This window comes from Aquabacterium sp. (genome assembly GCF_036273115.1).
In the GTDB taxonomy this organism is placed as follows: Bacteria; Pseudomonadota; Gammaproteobacteria; order Burkholderiales; family Burkholderiaceae_C; genus Aquabacterium.
Genome location: NZ_DASUIN010000027.1, coordinates 1 through 19,677, shown reverse-complemented (window position 1 = coordinate 19,677; position 19,677 = coordinate 1). Strand labels below are relative to the sequence as shown.

The 19,677-nt window shown below is 58.9% G+C and carries 17 protein-coding genes and 1 tRNA gene; 2 read left to right on the top strand and 16 right to left on the bottom strand.

The window, feature by feature from the left end; translation table 11 throughout:
* Nucleotides 1-36: 36 nt before the first annotated feature.
* From VFW72_RS11795 to VFW72_RS11760, 8 genes are all read right to left on the bottom strand, one after another.
* On the bottom strand, nucleotides 37-2,814 hold the full coding sequence (locus tag VFW72_RS11795; RefSeq protein ID WP_329674500.1) for a pitrilysin family protein: 2,778 nt from the start codon (nucleotides 2,812-2,814) through the stop codon (nucleotides 37-39).
* Between the two features lie 114 nt (nucleotides 2,815-2,928).
* Entirely contained in the window at nucleotides 2,929-3,432 is a 504-nt protein-coding gene (locus tag VFW72_RS11790) for a hypothetical protein (protein ID WP_329674499.1), read from the bottom strand.
* A gap of 70 nt (nucleotides 3,433-3,502) precedes the next feature.
* Complete coding sequence (gene ntrC / locus VFW72_RS11785; protein WP_329674498.1) at nucleotides 3,503-5,050, bottom strand: nitrogen regulation protein NR(I); 1,548 nt, start codon at nucleotides 5,048-5,050, stop codon at nucleotides 3,503-3,505.
* A 47-nt stretch (nucleotides 5,051-5,097) separates the two neighbouring features.
* A complete protein-coding gene (glnL, locus tag VFW72_RS11780; RefSeq protein WP_414638796.1) occupies nucleotides 5,098-6,207 on the bottom strand; it encodes a nitrogen regulation protein NR(II) in 1,110 nt (369 codons plus the stop codon).
* Between the two features lie 50 nt (nucleotides 6,208-6,257).
* On the bottom strand, nucleotides 6,258-6,755 hold the full coding sequence (locus VFW72_RS11775) for a hypothetical protein (RefSeq protein ID WP_329674496.1): 498 nt from the start codon (nucleotides 6,753-6,755) through the stop codon (nucleotides 6,258-6,260).
* 242 nt (nucleotides 6,756-6,997) lie between these two features.
* The gene (gene glnA, locus VFW72_RS11770) at nucleotides 6,998-8,416 is read right to left on the bottom strand and encodes a type I glutamate--ammonia ligase (RefSeq protein ID WP_329674495.1); all 1,419 of its coding nucleotides are present in this window, start codon (nucleotides 8,414-8,416) and stop codon (nucleotides 6,998-7,000) included.
* Nucleotides 8,417-8,683: 267 nt separating this feature from the next.
* Complete coding sequence (locus tag VFW72_RS11765; protein ID WP_329674494.1) at nucleotides 8,684-9,481, bottom strand: competence/damage-inducible protein A; 798 nt, start codon at nucleotides 9,479-9,481, stop codon at nucleotides 8,684-8,686.
* A gap of 23 nt (nucleotides 9,482-9,504) precedes the next feature.
* On the bottom strand, nucleotides 9,505-10,320 hold the full coding sequence (locus VFW72_RS11760) for a TIGR00266 family protein (RefSeq protein ID WP_329674493.1): 816 nt from the start codon (nucleotides 10,318-10,320) through the stop codon (nucleotides 9,505-9,507).
* Nucleotides 10,321-10,403: 83 nt separating this feature from the next.
* Between VFW72_RS11760 and VFW72_RS11755 the strand changes: the two genes are divergently transcribed.
* Together VFW72_RS11755 and ubiE are read left to right on the top strand one after the other, a co-directional pair.
* On the top strand, nucleotides 10,404-11,663 hold the full coding sequence (locus VFW72_RS11755; RefSeq protein ID WP_329674492.1) for an NAD(P)/FAD-dependent oxidoreductase: 1,260 nt from the start codon (nucleotides 10,404-10,406) through the stop codon (nucleotides 11,661-11,663).
* Between the two features lie 25 nt (nucleotides 11,664-11,688).
* Nucleotides 11,689-12,420 carry a bifunctional demethylmenaquinone methyltransferase/2-methoxy-6-polyprenyl-1,4-benzoquinol methylase UbiE gene (gene ubiE / locus VFW72_RS11750; RefSeq protein WP_329674491.1) on the top strand — a complete coding sequence of 244 codons (732 nt, stop codon included), beginning with the start codon at nucleotides 11,689-11,691 and terminating at the stop codon, nucleotides 12,418-12,420.
* Nucleotides 12,421-12,431: 11 nt separating this feature from the next.
* Here ubiE and VFW72_RS11745 read toward each other — a convergent pair whose 3' ends face one another.
* The 8 genes from VFW72_RS11745 to rplT form a co-directional block, all read right to left on the bottom strand.
* The gene (locus VFW72_RS11745) at nucleotides 12,432-13,028 is read right to left on the bottom strand and encodes a chalcone isomerase family protein (RefSeq protein WP_329674490.1); all 597 of its coding nucleotides are present in this window, start codon (nucleotides 13,026-13,028) and stop codon (nucleotides 12,432-12,434) included.
* Nucleotides 13,029-13,466: 438 nt separating this feature from the next.
* A tRNA-Pro gene (locus VFW72_RS11740) sits at nucleotides 13,467-13,543 on the bottom strand.
* A 56-nt stretch (nucleotides 13,544-13,599) separates the two neighbouring features.
* Nucleotides 13,600-14,127: a MerR family transcriptional regulator gene (locus tag VFW72_RS11735; RefSeq protein ID WP_329674489.1), complete on the bottom strand. Its 528-nt coding sequence runs from the start codon at nucleotides 14,125-14,127 to the stop codon at nucleotides 13,600-13,602.
* A gap of 140 nt (nucleotides 14,128-14,267) precedes the next feature.
* Nucleotides 14,268-14,627 carry an integration host factor subunit alpha gene (locus VFW72_RS11730; protein WP_329674488.1) on the bottom strand — a complete coding sequence of 120 codons (360 nt, stop codon included), beginning with the start codon at nucleotides 14,625-14,627 and terminating at the stop codon, nucleotides 14,268-14,270.
* Nucleotides 14,628-14,648: 21 nt separating this feature from the next.
* Entirely contained in the window at nucleotides 14,649-17,078 is a 2,430-nt protein-coding gene (pheT, locus tag VFW72_RS11725; protein WP_329674487.1) for a phenylalanine--tRNA ligase subunit beta, read from the bottom strand.
* A 33-nt stretch (nucleotides 17,079-17,111) separates the two neighbouring features.
* The gene (ahr, locus tag VFW72_RS11720; protein ID WP_329674486.1) at nucleotides 17,112-18,137 is read right to left on the bottom strand and encodes an NADPH-dependent aldehyde reductase Ahr; all 1,026 of its coding nucleotides are present in this window, start codon (nucleotides 18,135-18,137) and stop codon (nucleotides 17,112-17,114) included.
* A gap of 29 nt (nucleotides 18,138-18,166) precedes the next feature.
* Complete coding sequence (gene pheS, locus VFW72_RS11715) at nucleotides 18,167-19,204, bottom strand: phenylalanine--tRNA ligase subunit alpha (protein WP_329674485.1); 1,038 nt, start codon at nucleotides 19,202-19,204, stop codon at nucleotides 18,167-18,169.
* A 112-nt stretch (nucleotides 19,205-19,316) separates the two neighbouring features.
* On the bottom strand, nucleotides 19,317-19,676 hold the full coding sequence (gene rplT / locus VFW72_RS11710) for a 50S ribosomal protein L20 (protein WP_329674484.1): 360 nt from the start codon (nucleotides 19,674-19,676) through the stop codon (nucleotides 19,317-19,319).
* Between the last annotated feature and the right edge of the window lies 1 nt (nucleotide 19,677).

Here is a 19,677-nt window from a genome sequence, read left to right as displayed (position 1 = left end):
TATCCCTACCGGCCTTTTTTTACGCAGATCTCGTCTTCACTGCTTGGACTCTGGCTTGAAGTCGCCTGCCACCCCTATGACAAACTGCTCAGGACGCAGATAACGCTTCAAGGCGGCGTTTACCTGCTCCAGCGTCAGCGACTCCAAGGCCGCGTCGACTTTGGCAGATTCAGCAAATGTGCGCCCCAGGTACAAATTATTCGCAAGCCCCCCCGCCAAACGCACATCCTGTGCTCGGCCGAGGCGCCTGAAACTCAGCAAACCCTTTTTACCTGCTTCGAATTCCGCCTGAGTAAACCCCTGCGTCACGGCGCGGTCCACTTCTTCACGGAAAGCTTTCTCGACCTTGGCGCGATTTTGAGGCGCGAAAATGGCCGCCGCCATCCACTGCGAATTTTCCTCAAAGGAATTCCATTGCACCATGCTGTAAACGTTGTATGACAGCCCCTCCTTTTCGCGAATGCGATTCCACAAACGAGAATCGCCGCCACTGCCCAGGAGATGATTCGCCAACATGAATGCCGGGTAATCGGGGTGCCGATCATTCAAAGGCAAAGCCAAGGACACTGTCATCGCGGCATTTTGCTTGTCAGGCGTGATCAACTGAAGTCGAACGGGCTCTTCCTTGATCAACGGGTTGGTTACCCGGGCCACGGGCTCGTTCTTGGTCCAGTTTGCAAATGCGGCATTCAATGCCTGCTGCACCGCAGACTGGTCCATGTCTCCCACCGCCGCAAACTCGCCTTGCGCCGCTGAAATGAATCGATCGTGGTATTGCTTGATAGCAGCCAGATCCACCGCCTTCCAATCGGCCACCATCTCATCAAAGGTACGGGCATAGCGCACATCCCCTTTGGGATACGGATTACCGTGGCGCGACAAAGCCTCATCAAGCACCGCAGAAGGTTCCTTGCGTTGCTCTTCAATCGATGCCAATGCCTGGGTTCGAACCTCTTCCAATACATCCCCCGGCCAAGCCGGCTCGCGCAGTAACTCACCCACCAGAGAAATCAACTCGGGCAAATGTTCCCGCTTGGTCGACAAACTGACCAGCAGACTGCCTGACACCGCGTTGATCGAGACCTGTGCCTGCAAAGCATCGAGCTTGTCCTGAATTTGCTGGCGACTCATGCGGGCTGTGCCCTTGTCCAGCAATGCCGCCATCGCCGAAGGCACTTCCCCCCAGTTCGCCAGCGACTGCTCGGTACCGAACCGCAAGGTCAAGGTGGCTTTAACGGCCTGCCCACGGGTGGCCTTGGGCAGCAATGCCACCTTCACGCCAGATCCAACCTGAAAGCGAACCGTGCGCGCATCGATATTGGCGGGACTGGCGTCAAAGGCCTCTGCCTGCTGGCCTGCTGCCTGGGGCTTGAAACCCTTGAATTGCGCGGACACATCCACCCGCTCAGGCTGTGGCGCACGCACCGGCGACGGTGTCGGCACGTACTGCCCAAGGGTTCGGTTAGAAGCAACAAAGACCTGATTGGCGACCCTCTGCACATCGGCCAAATTCATGGCCTTCACCCGGTCACGCAGCAGGAAAAACAAGCGCCAGTCGCCTTGCGCCACAGATTCCGACAGCGCTACGCCAACGTGCTGCGGATCCGTGAAGCCGGCTTCCCATTGCTTGAGCCACTTGGCTCGCGCGCGATCCAACTCTTCTTGGGTGATGGGTTCGCGGGCCACCGACTCGATCACATCCAGCATGGCCTGACTGGCTTGGGTCGGATCCTGACCGGCGGCCAATTGAGCGCCAAGCAGCATGAACCCTGGATCAGCCAACCCCTCCGAAAAACTGAACACGCCTGCAGCCAACTGCTTCTCAGTCAAGCGCTTGTGCAAACGCCCGGAGGGCGACTCACCCATGATCAGGCTCAGCAACTCGACAGCGGCATAGTCAGGATGGGCACCCGGCACCACGTGGTAGCCAGCGTACAGCAGGGGCACCCCACCCACACGACGAATCGTGACCGAACGTTCGCCATCTTGAACCGGGTCCAGGGTATACAGTTCAGGCAAGGGGCGCTTGGGCTTGGGTATGGCACCAAAGTACTGCTGAACCCATGCCAGCACCTGCTGAGGCTTGAACTTGCCCGAAACAATCAGTGTGGCGTTGTCCGGCTGGTAATACTTGCGATAAAACGCCTGCAAGTGCCCAATGTCGACCCCTTCAACGTCGGTCCGCGCGCCAATGGTTGACTTGCCATAGTTGTGCCACTGGTACATCGTGGCCACCGTTTTTTCAAACAAGATGCGACCGGGGTCGTTTTCCCCCATTTCCATCTCGTTGCGAACCACTGTCATTTCACTGTCCAGATCTTTTCTGGCAATGAAACTGTTGACCATGGCGTCGGCCTGCCACTCGAGATACCAGCGAAGGTTCTCGTCGTTGGCCGCAAAGCTGGCGAAGTAATTCGTCCGGTCAAACCAGGTGCTGCCGTTGGCGCGAAAGCCCCGGCGGTTGAACTCGGCCCAAACCTGCGGGTGTCGAGGCGAACCTTTGAACAGCAAATGTTCAAGCAAATGGGCCATGCCGGTCTCGCCATAGTTCTCGTGGCGAGAACCCACACGGTAAGTCAGATTGACGGTGGTCGTGGGCTTGGAGTCATCTGCAATGAGCAACACCTGCAGCCCGTTGGGCAAACGGTATTCGCTGATGCCCTCCACCGATTGAACCGGTGCACTGAGCGCACCGCCACGCTGCACGACCGCATTGGGCGCGGCGGCAAGCACTGAGGGCACCACCCCCATGCTCAAGGCCGAAGCCAGGGCCACCCACAACAAAGAACGCTGACCAGAAAAAGTTTTGGGCATACAACCAGATCGGTATGGAAGATACCGCTGAGTGTATGCCCGCCCCCGAATAGTTCCCTACACAGGGAATGACCTGCTTGCGTCAAACCGCAGCCGATCGAATCCAATTAGCCCTTACTTCGCAGCAGGCGCCGTCACCTTGGGTGCCAGCATGACGCGTGTTTTGCCCCCCGTGACCACCAGAATCACAGCATCTCCTGGATTGAACACTTCGGTGCCCTTGGCTTGCACAATGGCCTTGCGCTCACCCGAAGCCATTTGCAGCAGGATTTCGTAGGCTTCCTCACGCGTGCCGAAACGCTCCACAGCATTCCCCACTACGCCCCCCACTACCGCGCCCAAAACGCCCGCCGCAGCAGAACCACGCCCATTGCCGCCCACCGATGCATTCCCGCCAATGGCGCCCACAATGGCACCCGTCGCGCCACCCACGCCACTCTGACTGCCTTCCACCGCAACCACACGCACATTCAGCACCACGGCGTCTTGCACCTGCGAAAGGCGCTGCGCGTCTTCAGGCTTGATCACGTCAGGGCTTGTGGTGGAACAGCCTGCGGTCATCCATGCCAGACCACCCAGCAAAGCCGCAAGACACAGTTGACGATATCGGTTATTCATTTGAGAGCTCCTCCAGCGTGAAACAGCAGCCGCTCACTTTAGCGCAGCCGCTGCTGAACACACGTTGGAGTCACTCATCCATCCCGAGTTCCTGAATCTTGCGGGTGATGGTGTTGCGCCCAATCCCCAGTTTCTGCGCCGCTTCAATTCGCCGGCCCCGGGTCAACTCCAGAGCGGTGTGGATCATTTGCGCCTCGAATTGGCGCGTCAGCACGTCCCACACATCGGTCTGTCCCGACTCCAGTCGTGTACGGATATCGCGCTCCAGATCCGGCAACCAACCCGGGGTCGAAGCCAAGCCACCGCCAGCAGACACCCCCAAGGCGCTCGCAGGAGCTGACTCAGGCGCTGCTTCAGGCAAGCCGCCCGAATCGACCTCCACCACATCACGCACTGCTGCAGACACAGGTACCGATGACGCGATCTCACTCAAGGGAGCGTTACGCGCAGCTTCAGGCGTTGCTCGCCCCTCCAGCAACTCCGGCGGCAAATCCTTGGTTTCAATCACCTGGGCCGGCGCCATCACCGTCAGCCAATGGCAGATGTTTTCCAACTGCCGCACGTTGCCGGGAAAATCGAAACCAGCCAATTTAGCCAAGGCCGCGTCAGAAATGCGCTTGGCCTCTACCCCCAGGTCTTTCGCGCTCTTTTGCAGGAAGTAGCGCGCCAAGGTGGGAATGTCTTCCCGGCGCTCACGCAAAGCTGGCAAGCGCAGGCGGATCACATTCAAACGATGGAACAAGTCCTCACGAAACACGCCTTGGCGAACCCGCTCTTCCAGATTCTGGTGAGTGGCCGCAATCACACGCACGTTGCTCTTGAGGGGGTGATGTCCCCCAACCCGATAGAACTGCCCGTCGCTGAGCACCCGCAGGAGGCGGGTTTGCAAGTCGAATGGCATGTCGCCGATTTCATCGAGGAACAAGGTCCCCCCATCGGCTTGCTCGAACCGGCCGCGTCGCATGGTTTGCGCGCCGGTGAAAGCGCCTCGCTCGTGACCAAACAGTTCCGACTCCAGCAAGTCCTTTGGAATGGCCGCGGTATTGATGGCCACAAACGGCCCGTTCCCACGGGGGCTGTGCTTGTGCAACGCCCGCGCAACCAACTCCTTACCCGCGCCCGACTCACCTGTGATCAGCACGGTCACGTTGCTCTGGCTCAAGCGACCAATGGCACGAAACACGTCCTGCATGGCCGGGGCCTGGCCCAGCATCTCCGGCATCTGGGTCATGCGCTCGTCTGACACATCTTCGCGCACTGACTCATCTACCGCGCGGCGAATCAACTCCACCGCCTTGGGCAGATCAAACGGCTTGGGCAAATACTCGAATGCTCCCCCCTGGAATGCCGACACTGCACTGTCCAGATCGGAATAGGCAGTCATCACAATCACAGGCAGCCCGGGCAGCCGCGCCTTGACCTTGCTGAGCAAGTCGATGCCAGAGCCCCCAGGCATGCGGATGTCAGACACCAGCACCTGTGGTTCGTCATTCTCCAGCGCTGCCAGCACATCGCGCGGATTGGTGAAACTGCGGACCGGCAGATCCTCTCGCGTCAAGGCCTTTTCCAGCACGAAGCGAATGGATTGGTCGTCATCAACGATCCAGATGGGTTTCATGTGAGCTCTGAGTTAAAGCCCCATCGTCCACGAACGACAAGTCAATTTCAGGGCAAAGGTATCAGGATCTTGAATACCGTCTGACCTGGCTGACTTTCGCATTCGATGGTGCCGTGGTGCTGTTGTACAAAGGTTTGAGCCAAGGTCAGCCCCAAGCCTGACCCGCCCTCGCGCCCCGACACCAATGGGTAGAAGATGCGATCGCGGATCGACTCCGGGATTCCCGGACCGTTATCCTCGATATGCAAAACCAATGCCAGCCTGTGCAGTTCGCGGTTGATGGTGACCCGACGCGCCACGCGAGTCTTGAAAATCAACACCGCGTCGCCGTCCTGAATGCGATCGACCAAGGCCTGCGCCGCGTTGTGCGCGATGTTGAGCACCGCCTGAATCAACTGCTCACGATCACCCCGGAACTCAGGTACCGAGATGTCGTAGTCGCGAACCACCTTCAACCCTTTCGGGAACTCAGCCAGGATCAACGACCGAACGCGCTCACATACCTCATGAATATTCACGTCGCCCACCATATGGGGACGGCGATGTGGTGCCAGCAAGCGATCCACAAGCAATTGCAGCCGGTCTGCCTCGTGAATGATGACCTGGGTGTACTCGGTCAGAGACTTCGACTCCAGCTCCATTTGCAGCAACTGCGCTGCACCACGAATCCCACCGAGAGGGTTCTTGATTTCGTGAGCCAGGTTGCGAATCAGTTCCTTGTTCGCCTGCGCCTGATCCAGCGCACGCTCCTCGCGCTCCTGCCGGGTCTTTTGCTCAACCTCGACCAGTTCGATGATGACCAGGCCGCCATGCTCCAGTCGTGTCACGATCGCCTGCACATGCAGGGACTCCGAAAAAACATGCGGGTGCCGCTTGAGTTCGGCTTCAACCCGACTGGTCGCATAGTCGTTGCGAGACACGGCAGAGACGACATCGCGAAGCAGCGCGGGGTCTGTGAACCAATCGAAAATCGACTCGCGCAACACACTACGCCGAGACAGCCCCAAGACCTCTTCAAAGGCGGCGTTCACGAACAGACACTGGCCGTCGGGCTCCACTACCATCACCATGGTGGCGAGGTGATCGAAGGTATCCAGCCCCGCAGGCAGCAACCTTTGCACCTCGGCTGGATCGACGTTGGACACGCCACGAACCATGGGGGCCTGACGCCCCCCCTTCACCGACTCCTGACGCGCCATCTCACACCTTACTTGTTACTCAACTCACGCCGCAAGGCCGCCACATCAGCCTCCTTGCGCGTCAAAGCGGCCTTCATTTCAGCCACGCGATCCAGATACTTCTGGTTATTTCGTTCGTCACCCCTGCGCTCGGGCTGACCGTTGTTGTATTCCTTTTGCAGCGCCGCCAAGGCCTCTTCGGCCTTCTTCAACTCGGCCTCTAGAATGCGTTTGGCATCGGCATCACGCACCTTTTGCTCATCAGATGAAACCTTCTCGCCGGGAGAAGCTGCGCCACCAGTCTTGGCCGCCGCTTTTTCACCGCGGGGGGCCACCGATTGAATGACCGTGATGGGCGCGCCTTCCAATGTGCGACAGCCCTTGTCAGACGCCTCCTTGGGCGACAAGGAATCGGTATAGAGGTTGCCCGGGCAGCGGTAAACCGGCTTTTCCTGCGCAATTGCCTGGCCACAGGCCACAGCAAGCAGCCCCACCGCGCACAGCGCCCGCCAAGCAGTCGGAGTCATCCACGCCGTCATCAATCGAGGACTATTTACGCTTTGCATATTCGAGTTCATTTGCAGTCACCAACAAAAACTGACGCCATAGTTGACCAGTATGCCTGCAAGCCTGTCGATTCAGTCATCCGACAAATGAGCGGAAACCAGAGGCGCATTCGGGTTTGACATCGCCTCATCCATTTTCAAACAAAAAAAGGGGCAGCTTTCGCCGCCCCTTTTCTGCACCAGGTGCCGAATCCGAAATTGGATTACAGGCTGTAGTACATGTCGTACTCGACAGGGTGAGTCGCCATACGGAAGCGAGTCACTTCTTGCATCTTCAGATCGATGTAAGCGTCGATGTATTCATTGGTGAACACGCCACCCTTGGTCAGGAACGCGCGGTCGGCATCCAGGTGCTCCAGGGCCTGATCCAGGCTGTGGCACACGGTTGGGACCAGCTTGTCCTCTTCTGGAGGCAGGTGGTACAGATCCTTCGTAGCGGCTTCGCCCGGATGGATCTTGTTTTCCACGCCATCCAGACCAGCCATCATCAGTGCAGCGAAGGCCAGGTAGGGGTTGGCAGATGGATCGGGGAAACGTGCTTCGATACGACGGCCCTTGGGGTTAGCCACGTAAGGAATACGGATCGAGGCCGAGCGGTTCTTGGCCGAGTAAGCCAGCTTCACTGGGGCTTCAAAGCCAGGCACCAGACGCTTGTACGAGTTCGTACCAGGGTTGGTGATGGCGTTCAGAGCACGAGCGTGCTTGATGATGCCGCCGATGTAGTACAGAGCGAATTCGCTCAGACCAGCGTAGCCGTCGCCAGCGAACAGGTTCTTGCCGTCTTTCCAGATGGACTGGTGAACGTGCATACCGGAACCGTTGTCACCCACGATAGGCTTGGGCATGAAGGTAGCAGTCTTGCCGTAAGCGTGAGCCACGTTGGTGATCACGTACTTTTGCAGCTGCAGCCAGTCAGCGCGCTCAGTCAGGGTGCTGAACTTGGTGCCGATTTCCATTTGGCCCGCGTTGGCCACTTCGTGGTGGTGCACTTCAACTGGAATGCCCAGGCTTTCCAGGATCAGGCACATTTCCGAGCGCATGTCTTGGCCGGAATCAACGGGAGGCACGGGGAAGTAGCCGCCCTTGACGGTGGGACGATAGCCGGAGTTACCGTGTTCGTACTTGGTACCGGAGTTCCAGGCGCCTTCTTCCGATTCGATCTTGAAGAAGCAGCCGGACATGTCGTTGCCCCAGCGGATCGAGTCGAAAATGAAGAACTCTGGCTCTGGACCGAAGTAGGCGGTGTCACCCAGACCCGAAGCCTTCAGGTAGGCTTCAGCGCGCTTGGCCAGCGAGCGAGGATCACGCTCGTAGGGCTTGCCGTCGTGCGGATCGATGACGTCGCAGGTCAGGATCAGGGTGGGCTCTTCGAAGAAGGGATCGATGTTGGCGGTGTTGGGATCGGGCATCAACAACATGTCAGATGCTTCGATACCCTTCCAGCCGGCGATGGACGAACCGTCGAAGGCATGGCCCGAAGTGAACTTGTCTTCGTCGAAGTGGGAAACGGGCACGGAAACGTGCTGTTCTTTGCCACGGGTGTCGGTGAAGCGGAAGTCAACAAACTTGACTTCGTTGTCCTTCACCAACTTCATCACGTCGGCGACGGTCTTATTGGCCATCAGATGCTCCTAGCAGAAGGCTTAAGTGAATGCGAGAAGTTGAGTTGAGTCTGTTTCCAGATCAGAAACAGCGCGCAGTGTAATAGCAGAAAGCGTGCCGAACCCGGTATCTTGATCAAGGAGCCTAAGAATCGTGAACAAAATCAGGCGACATCAGAGGAAACGCGCGCACTGAGGCGCCGCCAACACCATCAGCCCGTGATCAACATCAGGCACGGGACGCCCCCACAAGCGCACCACATCAGTGCACAAACAGGATTCATTGCATCAACGCACCAACACAGGGCCAGTTGATGCACCAATTTCGATCAATCCTTGCATCAAGGCCTCAAAGGCCTGCTCAAGGCTCTCGTCCGGCCCCTTCACGCCCAGGTCGATGTGTTTTCCGTATTGGGGGTGATCAACGCTGGGCAGGCTGAATACCTTGATTCCAGGAAACCGTTGCTCGACAGCCTCCATCAACGGCGACAGACGAGACTCCAGACCATCGAACACGATGACCGATTTTTCTCGCCATACCGGTTGGGCCTCCACACCGGTGTGGCAATGATCCAAAACCCATTCCATCATGGGCCACGCCATGACCGGGAAACCTGGCAGGAAATGCACTCGCCCCCCGATCGAAAATCCAGGAATGCGGTTGTACGGGTTGGGAATCAGCGTGGCACCGATCGGCAAGCGCCCCATATTCAGGCGCCGTTGAATTTCCGGGTCCGATTCGACAAACGGCTTCCCCTCCTGCGCCGCCATCTCCCGGCTTCGCTCCAGAATGAGTTCTGCTGCCTCCGGATGCAAAACCAAAGCTTGCCCCAAGGCGTTTGCAGCACAGGCGCGGGTATGGTCGTCTGGCGTGGCACCAATGCCGCCGAACGAAAAAACGATGTCATCGCTTTCGAAGGCCGCCTTCAGTTCACGCTGAATCAATGCGGGGTCATCGCCCACATAGCGAGCCCATGACAAGGCAAAACCTCGTGCAGAGAGCAACTCAATCGCCTTGCCCAAGTGCTTGTCTTGCCGGCGACCACTCAGGATCTCGTCGCCAATGATGATGACACCAAACCCCATGATTCCCTCTTACTCCAAGCGCGTTACTCGTCGTCGCCGCCGAGGACACCGCCCAGCAGACTGCCCGCCCCCAAGCCACCCAACAGCGACCCCTCTTCGCGCTGCCCCCCACCGGTCTGTGGTGCCGCTGCGAAGATGCGAGAGGCCAGGCGAGAGAACGGCAGGCTTTGCAGCCAGACGTGCCCCGGACCGGTGACGCGAGCCAGGAAAACCCCCTCGCCACCAAACAACGCGGTCTTGATCTTGCCCACGTACTGAATGTCGAAATCGACATTGGGGGTCATGGCAACCAGACAGCCGGTGTCAACCAACAACGTCTGGCCAGGTTGCAACTCGCGGCGAACCACGGTGCCCCCGGCATGAACAAAGGCGAGTCCATCGCCTTCAAGCTTTTGCAGCACAAACCCTTCGCCCCCAAAGAAACCTGCACCCAGTTTCTTCTGGAAGGCAATGCCCAGAGAGACGCCCCGCGCGGCACACAGGAACGCATCCTTCTGACACAGCAGCGTGCCCCCCAACTGTTTGAGGTCCATTGGCAAAATTTTGCCGGGATAAGGTGCAGCAAATCCCACCCGCTTCTTACCGGAAGCCTGGTTGGTATAGATCGTGGTGAACAGGCTCTCCCCTGTGATCAGACGCTTGCCGGCTCCCAGGAGCTTCCCGAACAGACCGCCGCTCTGCTTCGCGCCATCACCAAAGACCGTATCCATTTCGATACCGGCGTCCATGAACATCATGCTGCCGGCCTCGCCAATCGCCGCCTCGCCGGGGTCCAGTTCGACCTCGACAAACTGCATTTCCGAACCTTTGATCTCGTAATCGACCACGTCCATTGCCATTGCGAATTCCTCTTTCACAGGGTCTGTCAGCTGAAAGCATGCATTGTGGCTGACTTCATTCGCCCTGCGGCGACAATGGCAGCATGACCAAATTCGATGTTGTGATTGTGGGCGCCGGTGCGGCGGGTCTGTTCTGTGCAGGGGTAGCAGGCCAGCGGGGCCTGTCGGTCTTGATCGTGGACCATGCGGAGCGCGTGGCCGAGAAGATCCGCATTTCTGGCGGCGGCCGCTGCAACTTCACCAACCGCGAGGTGACTGCAGCCAACTTTCTGAGCGAGAACCCCCACTTCAGCCGATCAGCCCTGGCCGGCTACACCCCACAAGATTTTCTGGAGTTGGTCGCACGGCACGGGATAGCCTGGCATGAGAAGCACAAAGGGCAACTGTTTTGCGACCGACGCAGCGACGACATCATTCAGATGCTGCTCAAGGAATGCGAGGCGGGTGGCGTAACCCGATGGCAACCCTGCGGCGTACGCGAGGTACGCCGAACAGAACTCGGTTTCGAACTCGACACCGATCGGGGCGCTGTTCAGACTCCCCAATTGGTCGTCGCTACCGGCGGTTTGGCTATTCCGAAAATTGGCGCCACCGACTTCGGCTACAAACTGGCTACCCAATTCGGACACAAGGTGATCGACACACGCCCCGCCCTGGTCCCATTGACATTCGAGCCACAGACCTGGGCCCCTTGGGCCGCACTGGCTGGCATCGCTCTGGAAGTCGACATCCAGACCGAAACACATTACCCCTCATTGACCGGAGGCAAGCGCAAAGGTGCAGCCACGGCTCGCTTCACTGAGGATCTGCTTTTCACCCATCGAGGCCTGAGCGGGCCAGCCGTGCTGCAAATCTCCAGCCATTGGCAGGCCGGCAAACCCATCAGAATCAACCTGACCCCCACCCGTGAGTTGGCCAACCTGTTGAAAGAGGCCAAGACCGGCTCTCGCAAGCAGTTGTCGACCACTTGGAACCAGGCCCTGGGACAAGACATTCCCGCCCGGCTGGCCGACACCTGGTTAGACCAGGCCTCCCTGCACACCCCCTCTCTGACCCCGCAATCGGCCATAGCCGAACTCAAAGACAAAGACCTTGAGTGGCTGGGCCACAGCGCGAACGACTGGCACCTCACCCCAAACGGCACCGAAGGCTACGCCAAGGCCGAAGTCACAGCTGGGGGGGTGGATACCCGCGAGCTCAGCTCCCAGACCATGGAAAGCAAGTTGGTGCCCGGGTTGTATTTCATCGGCGAAGTCATGGATGTCACAGGCTGGTTGGGGGGCTACAACTTCCAGTGGGCTTGGTCCAGCGCCATGGCTTGCGCTCGGTCACTGAATACCTGAGCCTAACCCCGTTAAGATGCCGCCTATGAGCACCACACATTTCGGTTTCGAACAAGTCGACGAGTCCAGCAAAGCACAACGCGTTCGCGGCGTGTTTGACTCCGTCGCCAGTAAGTACGACATCATGAATGACCTGATGTCGATGGGCATGCACCGTCTCTGGAAGGCCTACACCATCGCAGCCAGCGGCGTGCGCGAGGGCCATAAGGTTCTGGACATTGCCGGCGGTACAGGCGACCTCTCTGAAGCCTTTGCCAAACGCGTCGGCCCCAGCGGCATGGTCGTGCACACCGATATCAATGAAGCCATGCTGCGCACAGGGCGAGATCGTCTGCTCAACACCGGCGTTGCGCTGCCCACCACCCTGTGCGATGCGGAAAAGCTGCCCTTCCCCACAGGCACCTTCGACATCGTGACCGTGGCATTCGGGCTGCGCAACATGACGCATAAGGATCTGGCTCTGGCCGAGATGACCCGCGTTCTGAAACCAGGCGGCCGCCTGCTGGTTCTGGAGTTTTCGAAAGTGGCCAAACCGCTGGAGAAGGCTTACGACTGGTATTCCTTCAAGGTCCTGCCCCGTCTGGGTCAACTCGTTGCCGGCGACTCAGCCAGCTACAAGTACTTGGCCGAGTCGATCCGCATGCATCCCGATCAGGCTACGCTGAAGTCGATGATGAAAGCGGCCGGACTCGGCCACGTGGATGTCCACAACATGACGGGCGGCGTCGTCGCCCTTCACATGGGTATCAAGTGCTGATGACTGTTTGATCAGTCCGCTGAAGCGCCCAGCAGGCTGGCCTTCAGCGTCCTATCGGCTGGGCGCTCCCCCAGCCAGATGCGCATCACACCACGAAAGAAGTCTTCCCCAGGAATATCACGGATCACGGGTTTGCCGTTTTGCGACACAGTGGTGCCCTGATTGGGGATGTACTCCAATTTGACAACGGTTCCTTCGCGCACATCACCAGAGCTACGCATGGCTTTGGACATTTCCCCCACGCGGGTCTTGATGGCAGCCCACTCTGATGAACTGGCGTTGTCTTCCACGCCCATCACCAAGGCGTCAGTCAGTCGATGCGCGTCCACATCGCGCAGCAGCACCACTTGAATGCTCTTGGGGCCCGGCGCATTCAGCAAGGCCTGCACAGAGGTCTCTTTGCGCGGCACATAAAGCCCGACCACATAGACCTTCATGATCATCATCTTGCGCAGCCCTGCACCACTGAGTTGCAGTTGCTGACCGTTGAAGTTGTACCAGTCCTCGAACTTCACCCCGGCGACTTCCTGCACAGCATGAGCCGGCGCACAGACCATTGAGGCCAGCGCAAGACTCAAAGACAAGGTCACAGCCTTCATCACCTTCATGAGAATTCAATCCTTGATCGATGCGATCGGTAAACCAACTGCAAACGAACCGCAGTCAGTAAAAGCGTATCTCAACGGCCTACCCCCTTTAGTTGTGAGGGCATGATCCGTCTTCGTTTCCTTGAAGGATCGCCGAAGCTGGCCACCCTCATTTCCCTGAACACACGTCGATTCCCAGCACACTCTCGAGCTTCACTCCGGAGGGCTGGCACCAACTTAGACACACGATGTTACAGAGGAAGAGCGCGCGACGGCCGGCGATCGCGTTGCTGCATGAGCGACCACGCGAGGAGTTCGTGAAAAACGTGACGATGTCACAGACGAACCGTGGCGTGATTTGCACAAAACCTGCAATCGGGCGCGAGCCGAACAAGCAATGCAGGAACGCCAGAAACACGAAAGGGTCAGCAGTTTCCTGCTGACCCTCGTGAACTTCTATGGTCGGGGTGGCGGGATTCGAACTCGCGACCCCTTGCACCCCATGCAAGTGCGCTACCAGGCTGCGCTACACCCCGACGAAGACTTAGACTATAGCATGCTTTTTGAGTTTTTCAAGCGGTTTCAAAACCACTCAAGCAAGCAAGTCGCGAATTTCCAACAATTCCTCTCTCAACGAGACCAAAGCCTCTGCATCCAGACGGGACAGATCCAGCTGCGGCCCCGTCAGCATCGCCTCGGCTGTCGCCGCAGCGTGAGACGCCGATTGCAAGGCACGCGCAGCCACACGCATTTCAGCAGAGGCGGTTGCCGCCACCAAACCAGGCACAGCAACGTCCTGCAAATCGCCGTCGTCCAGGTCCTCGTCCAGATCAACCGCGACGCCTTGATGGCGCCCGCCGTGTTCTGCCAGCTGGTTACGCGCCCCACTGATGGTGAAGCCCTGGTCGTACAGGAGCTCTCGAATACGACGAATCAGCAACACTTCGTGATGCTGGTAATAGCGGCGGTTGCCCCGTCGCTTCATGGGCTTGAGCTGCACAAACTCCTGCTCCCAGTAGCGCAGCACATAAGGCTTGACCAGGCAAAGCTCGCTCACTTCACCAATGGTGAAGTAGCGCTTGGCAGGAATAGGAGGCAAACCGCTATCTACACGATCCATGAAAGATCCAGTGGCACCATGCGGTGCCCAGATTCGGGCCACACAGACCAGTCATGAAGCCATGATCAGTCTGTGCGGCAGCGCGATCTCCGATTCAAAACCCTTTGAAAATCAAGGAGATCGCCGCGAGGTCCAAGACTTTACTCCAACTCTTCGTCGGCGGGAACATCCCCTTGCACCATTCCTTTGAGTTTCTGACTCGCATGGAAGGTGACCACGTGGCGAGCGTTGATGGGAATTTCCTCGCCCGTACGCGGGTTGCGCCCTGGACGTGGCGCCTTGCGTCGAATCTGAAAGTTGCCAAAGCCCGACAACTTCACATCTTTGCCCTCAACCAGAGCCTCATGCACCAGGTCGAAGAACGCTTCAACCATGTCCTTGGACTCACGTTTGTTCAAGCCAATGCGCTCGAACAAGAGCTCGGACAACTCAGCCTTGGTGAGCGTCGGGGTCTCGATGGATGGCAGAAAAATGCCGTTTGCCGGCGCGCTTTCGGTCATATTTACTTCCCCTACCGTCAATCAAGCACGCACACGGCCACCCACGGCCTGCCCCACCGCATCGATCACCTGCTTGATGCATTGATCAATGCGCTCGTCGTTGAGTGTCTGCTCGTCGTCACGCATCTCGATCCGCACCGCCAGGCTGCGCTCGTTGTCTGCCATGCCGGCCACAGGCGCCTTGGGCTTGTAGATGTCAAACAGGCGAGCACCACGCACCAGACCATCGGTCTTCGCGCCGGTGATGGCCGCAATGACCGCGTCGTGAGGCGTCGTGTCAGTCACCACCAGCGCCAGATCGCGGAAGACCGACTGCATCTTCGGCACGGAGGTGAAGGCAGGCACGGCCCGCTGAGTCAGCACTTGGGCATCCAGTTCGAACAAAACCGGGGCCTGAGGCAAGTCGTAGGCTTGACGCCACTTCGGATGCAATTCCCCTACAACGCCCACCACGGCACCGTCAACCAACACATTGGCACAACGACCGGGATGGAATGCAGGATGCTCTGCGGCGACAAACGTGGCCTGACGAGGTGCCAGCAAAGCTTCCACGTCGCCCTTGACATCAAAGAAGTCAACCTGTCGAGCAGACACGCCCCACTGCTGCGCATCCGCTGGGCCATAGGCCAAGCCAGACACGCGCACGGGCTGATCGAAGCCAGCGACAGTCTGGTTGCCGTCCTGCACCGATGCGTCGCGCTTGAAAACACGGCCCAATTCGAAGACGCGCACGCGGTCGGCCTTACGAGCCAGATTGGTCCGCAGCACTTCCACAAGGCTGCCGATCAGGGTGGAGCGCATCACGCTCAACTGGCTGGCGATGGGGTTCAGCACGCGAATGGCCTGGGTGTTGCCCGCAAAATCGGCTTCCCAACGCTCTTCCACAAAGCTGAAGTTGATGGTTTCCTGATAACCACGCTGCGCAACCGAACGTCGCACAGCGTAAACGCCGCGTTGGGCCTCAGGGCGCACGCGAGACACCACCGGCGCCTTGGGGGCACGCTTGGGTAGCTGCTCAAAACCGATCACGCGGACCACTTCTTCGATCAGGTCTTCTTCGATCTGCAGGTCAAAGCGCCAGCTCGGTGGGGTCACGATCAAATGGGTGTCATCGCCCGCGGCTTGCGTGCTGTAGCTCAGACCCAGGCGTTGGAACACCTGTTGGCACTGCGCCAAGGTCACGGGCATGCCGATCACGCGTTGCGCGCGCGACAAACGCAGCGTCACGGGTTCGCGTTTGGGTTGCGCCACGACCTGGTCCACCACAGGGCCTGCCTGGCCGCCACAGATGTCCAGAATCAACTGAGTGATGCGCTCGAGGTAGTCAGCTGTGGGAGCGGCGTCCACGCCACGCTCAAAGCGGTGCGAGGCATCTGTCGAGAAGTTGTAGCGACGGGCACGACCAGCGATGGCGGAAGGCCACCAGAACGCAGCTTCCAGGTAGACGTTGCGGGTGTCGTCGCCCACGGCGGTGGCATCGCCACCCATCACGCCAGCCAGAGACTCGACCTGGTTGTCATCGGCGATCACACCCACTTGCTCGTCCAGCGTCACAGTCTGGCCGTTAAGCAACTTCAAAGTCTCACCCGCCTTGGCCCAACGCACCGTCAAACCGCCGTGGATCTTGTCCAGATCGAACACGTGAGAAGGCTGGCCCAACTCGAACATCACATAGTTCGAGATGTCGACCAGCGGGGACACAGGACGTTGGCCGCAGCGAGCCAGACGCTCAACCATCCAATCCGGTGTCTTGGCTTGAGGGTTCACGCCTTGGATGACGCGGCCTACAAAGCGGCCACACAAATCAGGAGCGTCGACCTTGACGGGAATGGTGGCGTCGATGGTCGGCTTCACAGGCGCCACTTCAGGCAGGGTCAGCGGCGCGCCGGTCAGAGCCGAGACCTCGCGCGCAATGCCCTGCACGCTCAAGCAATGCGCCAGGTTGGGCGTGAGCTTGAGGGTGAACAACGTGTCATCCAGCTTGAGGTAGTCGCGGATGTTCTGCCCCAAGGGCGCGTCCTCGGGCAGGATGTGCAAGCCATTGGCTTCTTCGGAAATGCCCAACTCGCGCGCAGAGCACAGCATGCCTTGGCTCTCGACGCCACGCAGCTTGCCCAGCTTGATTTTGAAGACCTTGCCATCGGCGCCGGGTGGCAACTCGGCACCCACGGTGGCGCAAGGCACCTTGATGCCAGGGCGCACATTGGGTGCGCCGCACACGATCTGCAAGATCGAACCGGTACCCGCATCGACTTTACAGACGTTCAGACGGTCGGCATCGGGGTGCTTGCTGACTTCCAGCACATGGCCCACCACCACGCCGGTGAACGGCGGAGCGACGGGGTCCAACTCTTCCACTTCCAAGCCGGCCATGGTGAGCAGGTCGGCCAACTGTTGCGTGGTCAGATCAGGGTTGCAGAAACTACGCAGCCACGACTCAGGGAATTGCATGAAAGGATCCTTGGTTCTTGTTCGTCAACGGGGTCAGGCTTGGGCGAAATCCGCATCCAGCACGACCCGGTAGCGCGCTTTGCCCGCGCGCAGATGTTCCAACGCATCGTTGATGCGACTCATCGGGAAATGTTCGGTTTGCGGCACGACCCCGTGTCGGGCCGCGAATTCCAGCATGGTGTCGATGTCTTGCCGAGAGCCGGTAGGCGAACCCGACAGAGACCGCTGACCACCAATCAGCACACCCGCCTCAACAGCAATAGGCTGAGGCACGACACCCACCACGTGCAATCGGCCGTGCGGGCGCAGTGTGCGCATCAGGTCTTTCCAGTTCAGCATCACGTTCACGGTCACCAAGACCATGTCGAGCTGACCAAACACCGACTTCATCGAGGCTGCATCCACACTGGACACCACGCGGTGCGCACCCATTTGCAGCGCCTCATCGCGCTTGGACTCGCTGGACGTGAATGCTGTGACTTCGCACCCCCAGGCCTTGGCAAATTTGATGGCCAAGTGCCCTAAGCCGCCAATGCCAACCACACCCACGCGATGCGTGGGCTTGATGTCGAAGTTCAAAAACGGTGAGAAAACGGTGATACCACCGCACAGCAGGGGACCAGCCTTGGCCGCATCCAAACCATCAGGAATGGGCGCCGTCCACAACCAATGGGCGCGCACGCGCTCGGCGAAACCACCGTGGTGGCCCATGATGGTGGGCTGAGCCGTACGACACAACTGGTGTTCGCCGCCCAGGCAGACCTGGCAATGCATGCAACTGGACGCGTTCCAGCCAATGCCCACGCGTTGCCCCAATTTCAAGCCCTGGGCACGCTCACCCAAGGCAACCACGCGGCCTATGACTTCATGGCCAGCCACCACTGGATACGGCGCAGCCCCCCACTCGCTGTCGATCACCGACAGGTCAGAGTGGCACAAGCCGCAATGCTCCACAGCCACCTCCACCTCGTCCGCCCCCAGGGGGCCGAATTCAAAGGTGTAAGGCATCAGCGGCTGACCTTTGGCCATCGCGGCCCAGGACTGAATGCGTGTGCTCATCGGGTTCTCCGTATCAAGCCGAGCTTGGATTACTGGAATTGCTGCAGGAAGCGCAGATCGCCTTCAAAGAACAGACGCAGGTCGTTCACGCCATAACGCAGCATGGTCAACCGATCTGGGCCCAAACCGAAGGCAAAACCGATGTACTGCTCAGGATCCAGACCAAAGTTGCGAACCACATTGGGGTGCACTTGGCCCGCACCACCCACCTCCAACCAACGGCCTTTCAACGGGCCCGACGAGAAGGCGATGTCGACTTCAGCAGAAGGTTCTGTGAAGGGGAAGAACGATGGGCGGAAACGGATGTCCAGATCATCGGTTTCGAAGAAGGTGCTGAAGAAATCGCCCAGCACGGCCTTCAAATCAGCAAAACTGACCGACTCACCAATCCACAGGCCCTCGCACTGGTGGAACATGGGCGAGTGCGTGGCATCGCTGTCGACACGATAGGTGCGACCTGGTGCGATGACGCGAATTTCAGGCATGCGTTCGCCCTTGGCGATCAAGTCCGCATGATCTTTGACATGCTGCATGGCATAGCGAACCTGCATGGGACTGGTGTGCGTACGCAGCAGGTTGCCCCCTTCCACATAGAAGGTGTCATGCATGGACCGTGCGGGGTGATCCGCTGGCGTGTTCAGCGCCGTGAAGTTGTACCAATCGGCTTCGATCTCGGGGCCATCGGCCACATCAAAACCCATAGAGCCAAAGATACCTTCGATGCGCTCGATGCTCAGGGAAACGGGGTGCAGACCGCCCTCGCCTCGACGACGCCCCGGCAAGGTCACGTCCAGGGACTCGGCGCGCAACTGTTGCGCCAGTTCCGCGTCGGCCAGAGCCTGACGGCGCGCATTCAGCGCGGCCTCGACTTGTTGCTTCGCCTGGTTGATGGCAGCGCCACGTGTCTTCTTCTCTTCGGGAGACAAGGCTGCCATGCCCTTGAGCAGCTCAGTCAAGCTGCCAGACTTGCCCAGGAAGCGGGCCTTGGCATTTTCCAGATCGGCAGGCGTAGCGGCGGCTGCAAAAGCCTCCTGACTTGCCTGCACCAGTGCGTCGAGGTCGTTCATTGTCTTGTGTCGAAAAAAAAGGCCAACAGATTGTTGGCCTTCAGGTTACTGAGCCGCCCTCGGGTGCCTGAGCACCTTCAACGCGACCAGAAACGGCATCATTGTGCTTTCATCAAGCAGCCAATTGAGCCTTGGCCTTTTCAACGATAGCAGCAAAAGCAGCTGGGTCGTTGACAGCCATGTCGGCCAGCACCTTACGGTCGATTTCAATCGAAGCCTTCTTGATGCCAGCAATGAACTTGCTGTAGGTCAGGCCCAAAGCGCGGCTGCCGGCATTGATACGTGCAATCCACAGACGGCGGAATTCACGCTTCTTGGCGCGGCGGTCACGATAGGCATATTGACCTGCCTTCATGACGGCTTGTTTGGCGATGCGGTATACGTTCTTGCGGCGACCACGGAAACCCTTGGCCAGGGCGAGAACTTTCTTATGACGAGCGCGGGCTGTTACACCACGTTTGACGCGAGGCATG

Coding starts and splice junctions, on each gene's coding strand:
- VFW72_RS11795 (WP_329674500.1), bottom strand. CDS start 2,814: ATGCCCAAAACTTTTTCTGGTCAGCGTTCTTTGTTGTGGGTGGCCCTG.
- VFW72_RS11790 (WP_329674499.1), bottom strand. CDS start 3,432: ATGAATAACCGATATCGTCAACTGTGTCTTGCGGCTTTGCTGGGTGGT.
- ntrC (WP_329674498.1), bottom strand. CDS start 5,050: ATGAAACCCATCTGGATCGTTGATGACGACCAATCCATTCGCTTCGTG.
- glnL (WP_414638796.1), bottom strand. CDS start 6,207: ATGGTTCGTGGCGTGTCCAACGTCGATCCAGCCGAGGTGCAAAGGTTG.
- VFW72_RS11775 (WP_329674496.1), bottom strand. CDS start 6,755: ATGACTCCGACTGCTTGGCGGGCGCTGTGCGCGGTGGGGCTGCTTGCT.
- glnA (WP_329674495.1), bottom strand. CDS start 8,416: ATGGCCAATAAGACCGTCGCCGACGTGATGAAGTTGGTGAAGGACAAC.
- VFW72_RS11765 (WP_329674494.1), bottom strand. CDS start 9,481: ATGGGGTTTGGTGTCATCATCATTGGCGACGAGATCCTGAGTGGTCGC.
- VFW72_RS11760 (WP_329674493.1), bottom strand. CDS start 10,320: ATGGCAATGGACGTGGTCGATTACGAGATCAAAGGTTCGGAAATGCAG.
- VFW72_RS11755 (WP_329674492.1), top strand. CDS start 10,404: ATGACCAAATTCGATGTTGTGATTGTGGGCGCCGGTGCGGCGGGTCTG.
- ubiE (WP_329674491.1), top strand. CDS start 11,689: ATGAGCACCACACATTTCGGTTTCGAACAAGTCGACGAGTCCAGCAAA.
- VFW72_RS11745 (WP_329674490.1), bottom strand. CDS start 13,028: ATGAAGGTGATGAAGGCTGTGACCTTGTCTTTGAGTCTTGCGCTGGCC.
- VFW72_RS11735 (WP_329674489.1), bottom strand. CDS start 14,127: ATGGATCGTGTAGATAGCGGTTTGCCTCCTATTCCTGCCAAGCGCTAC.
- VFW72_RS11730 (WP_329674488.1), bottom strand. CDS start 14,627: ATGACCGAAAGCGCGCCGGCAAACGGCATTTTTCTGCCATCCATCGAG.
- pheT (WP_329674487.1), bottom strand. CDS start 17,078: ATGCAATTCCCTGAGTCGTGGCTGCGTAGTTTCTGCAACCCTGATCTG.
- ahr (WP_329674486.1), bottom strand. CDS start 18,137: ATGAGCACACGCATTCAGTCCTGGGCCGCGATGGCCAAAGGTCAGCCG.
- pheS (WP_329674485.1), bottom strand. CDS start 19,204: ATGAACGACCTCGACGCACTGGTGCAGGCAAGTCAGGAGGCTTTTGCA.
- rplT (WP_329674484.1), bottom strand. CDS start 19,676: ATGCCTCGCGTCAAACGTGGTGTAACAGCCCGCGCTCGTCATAAGAAA.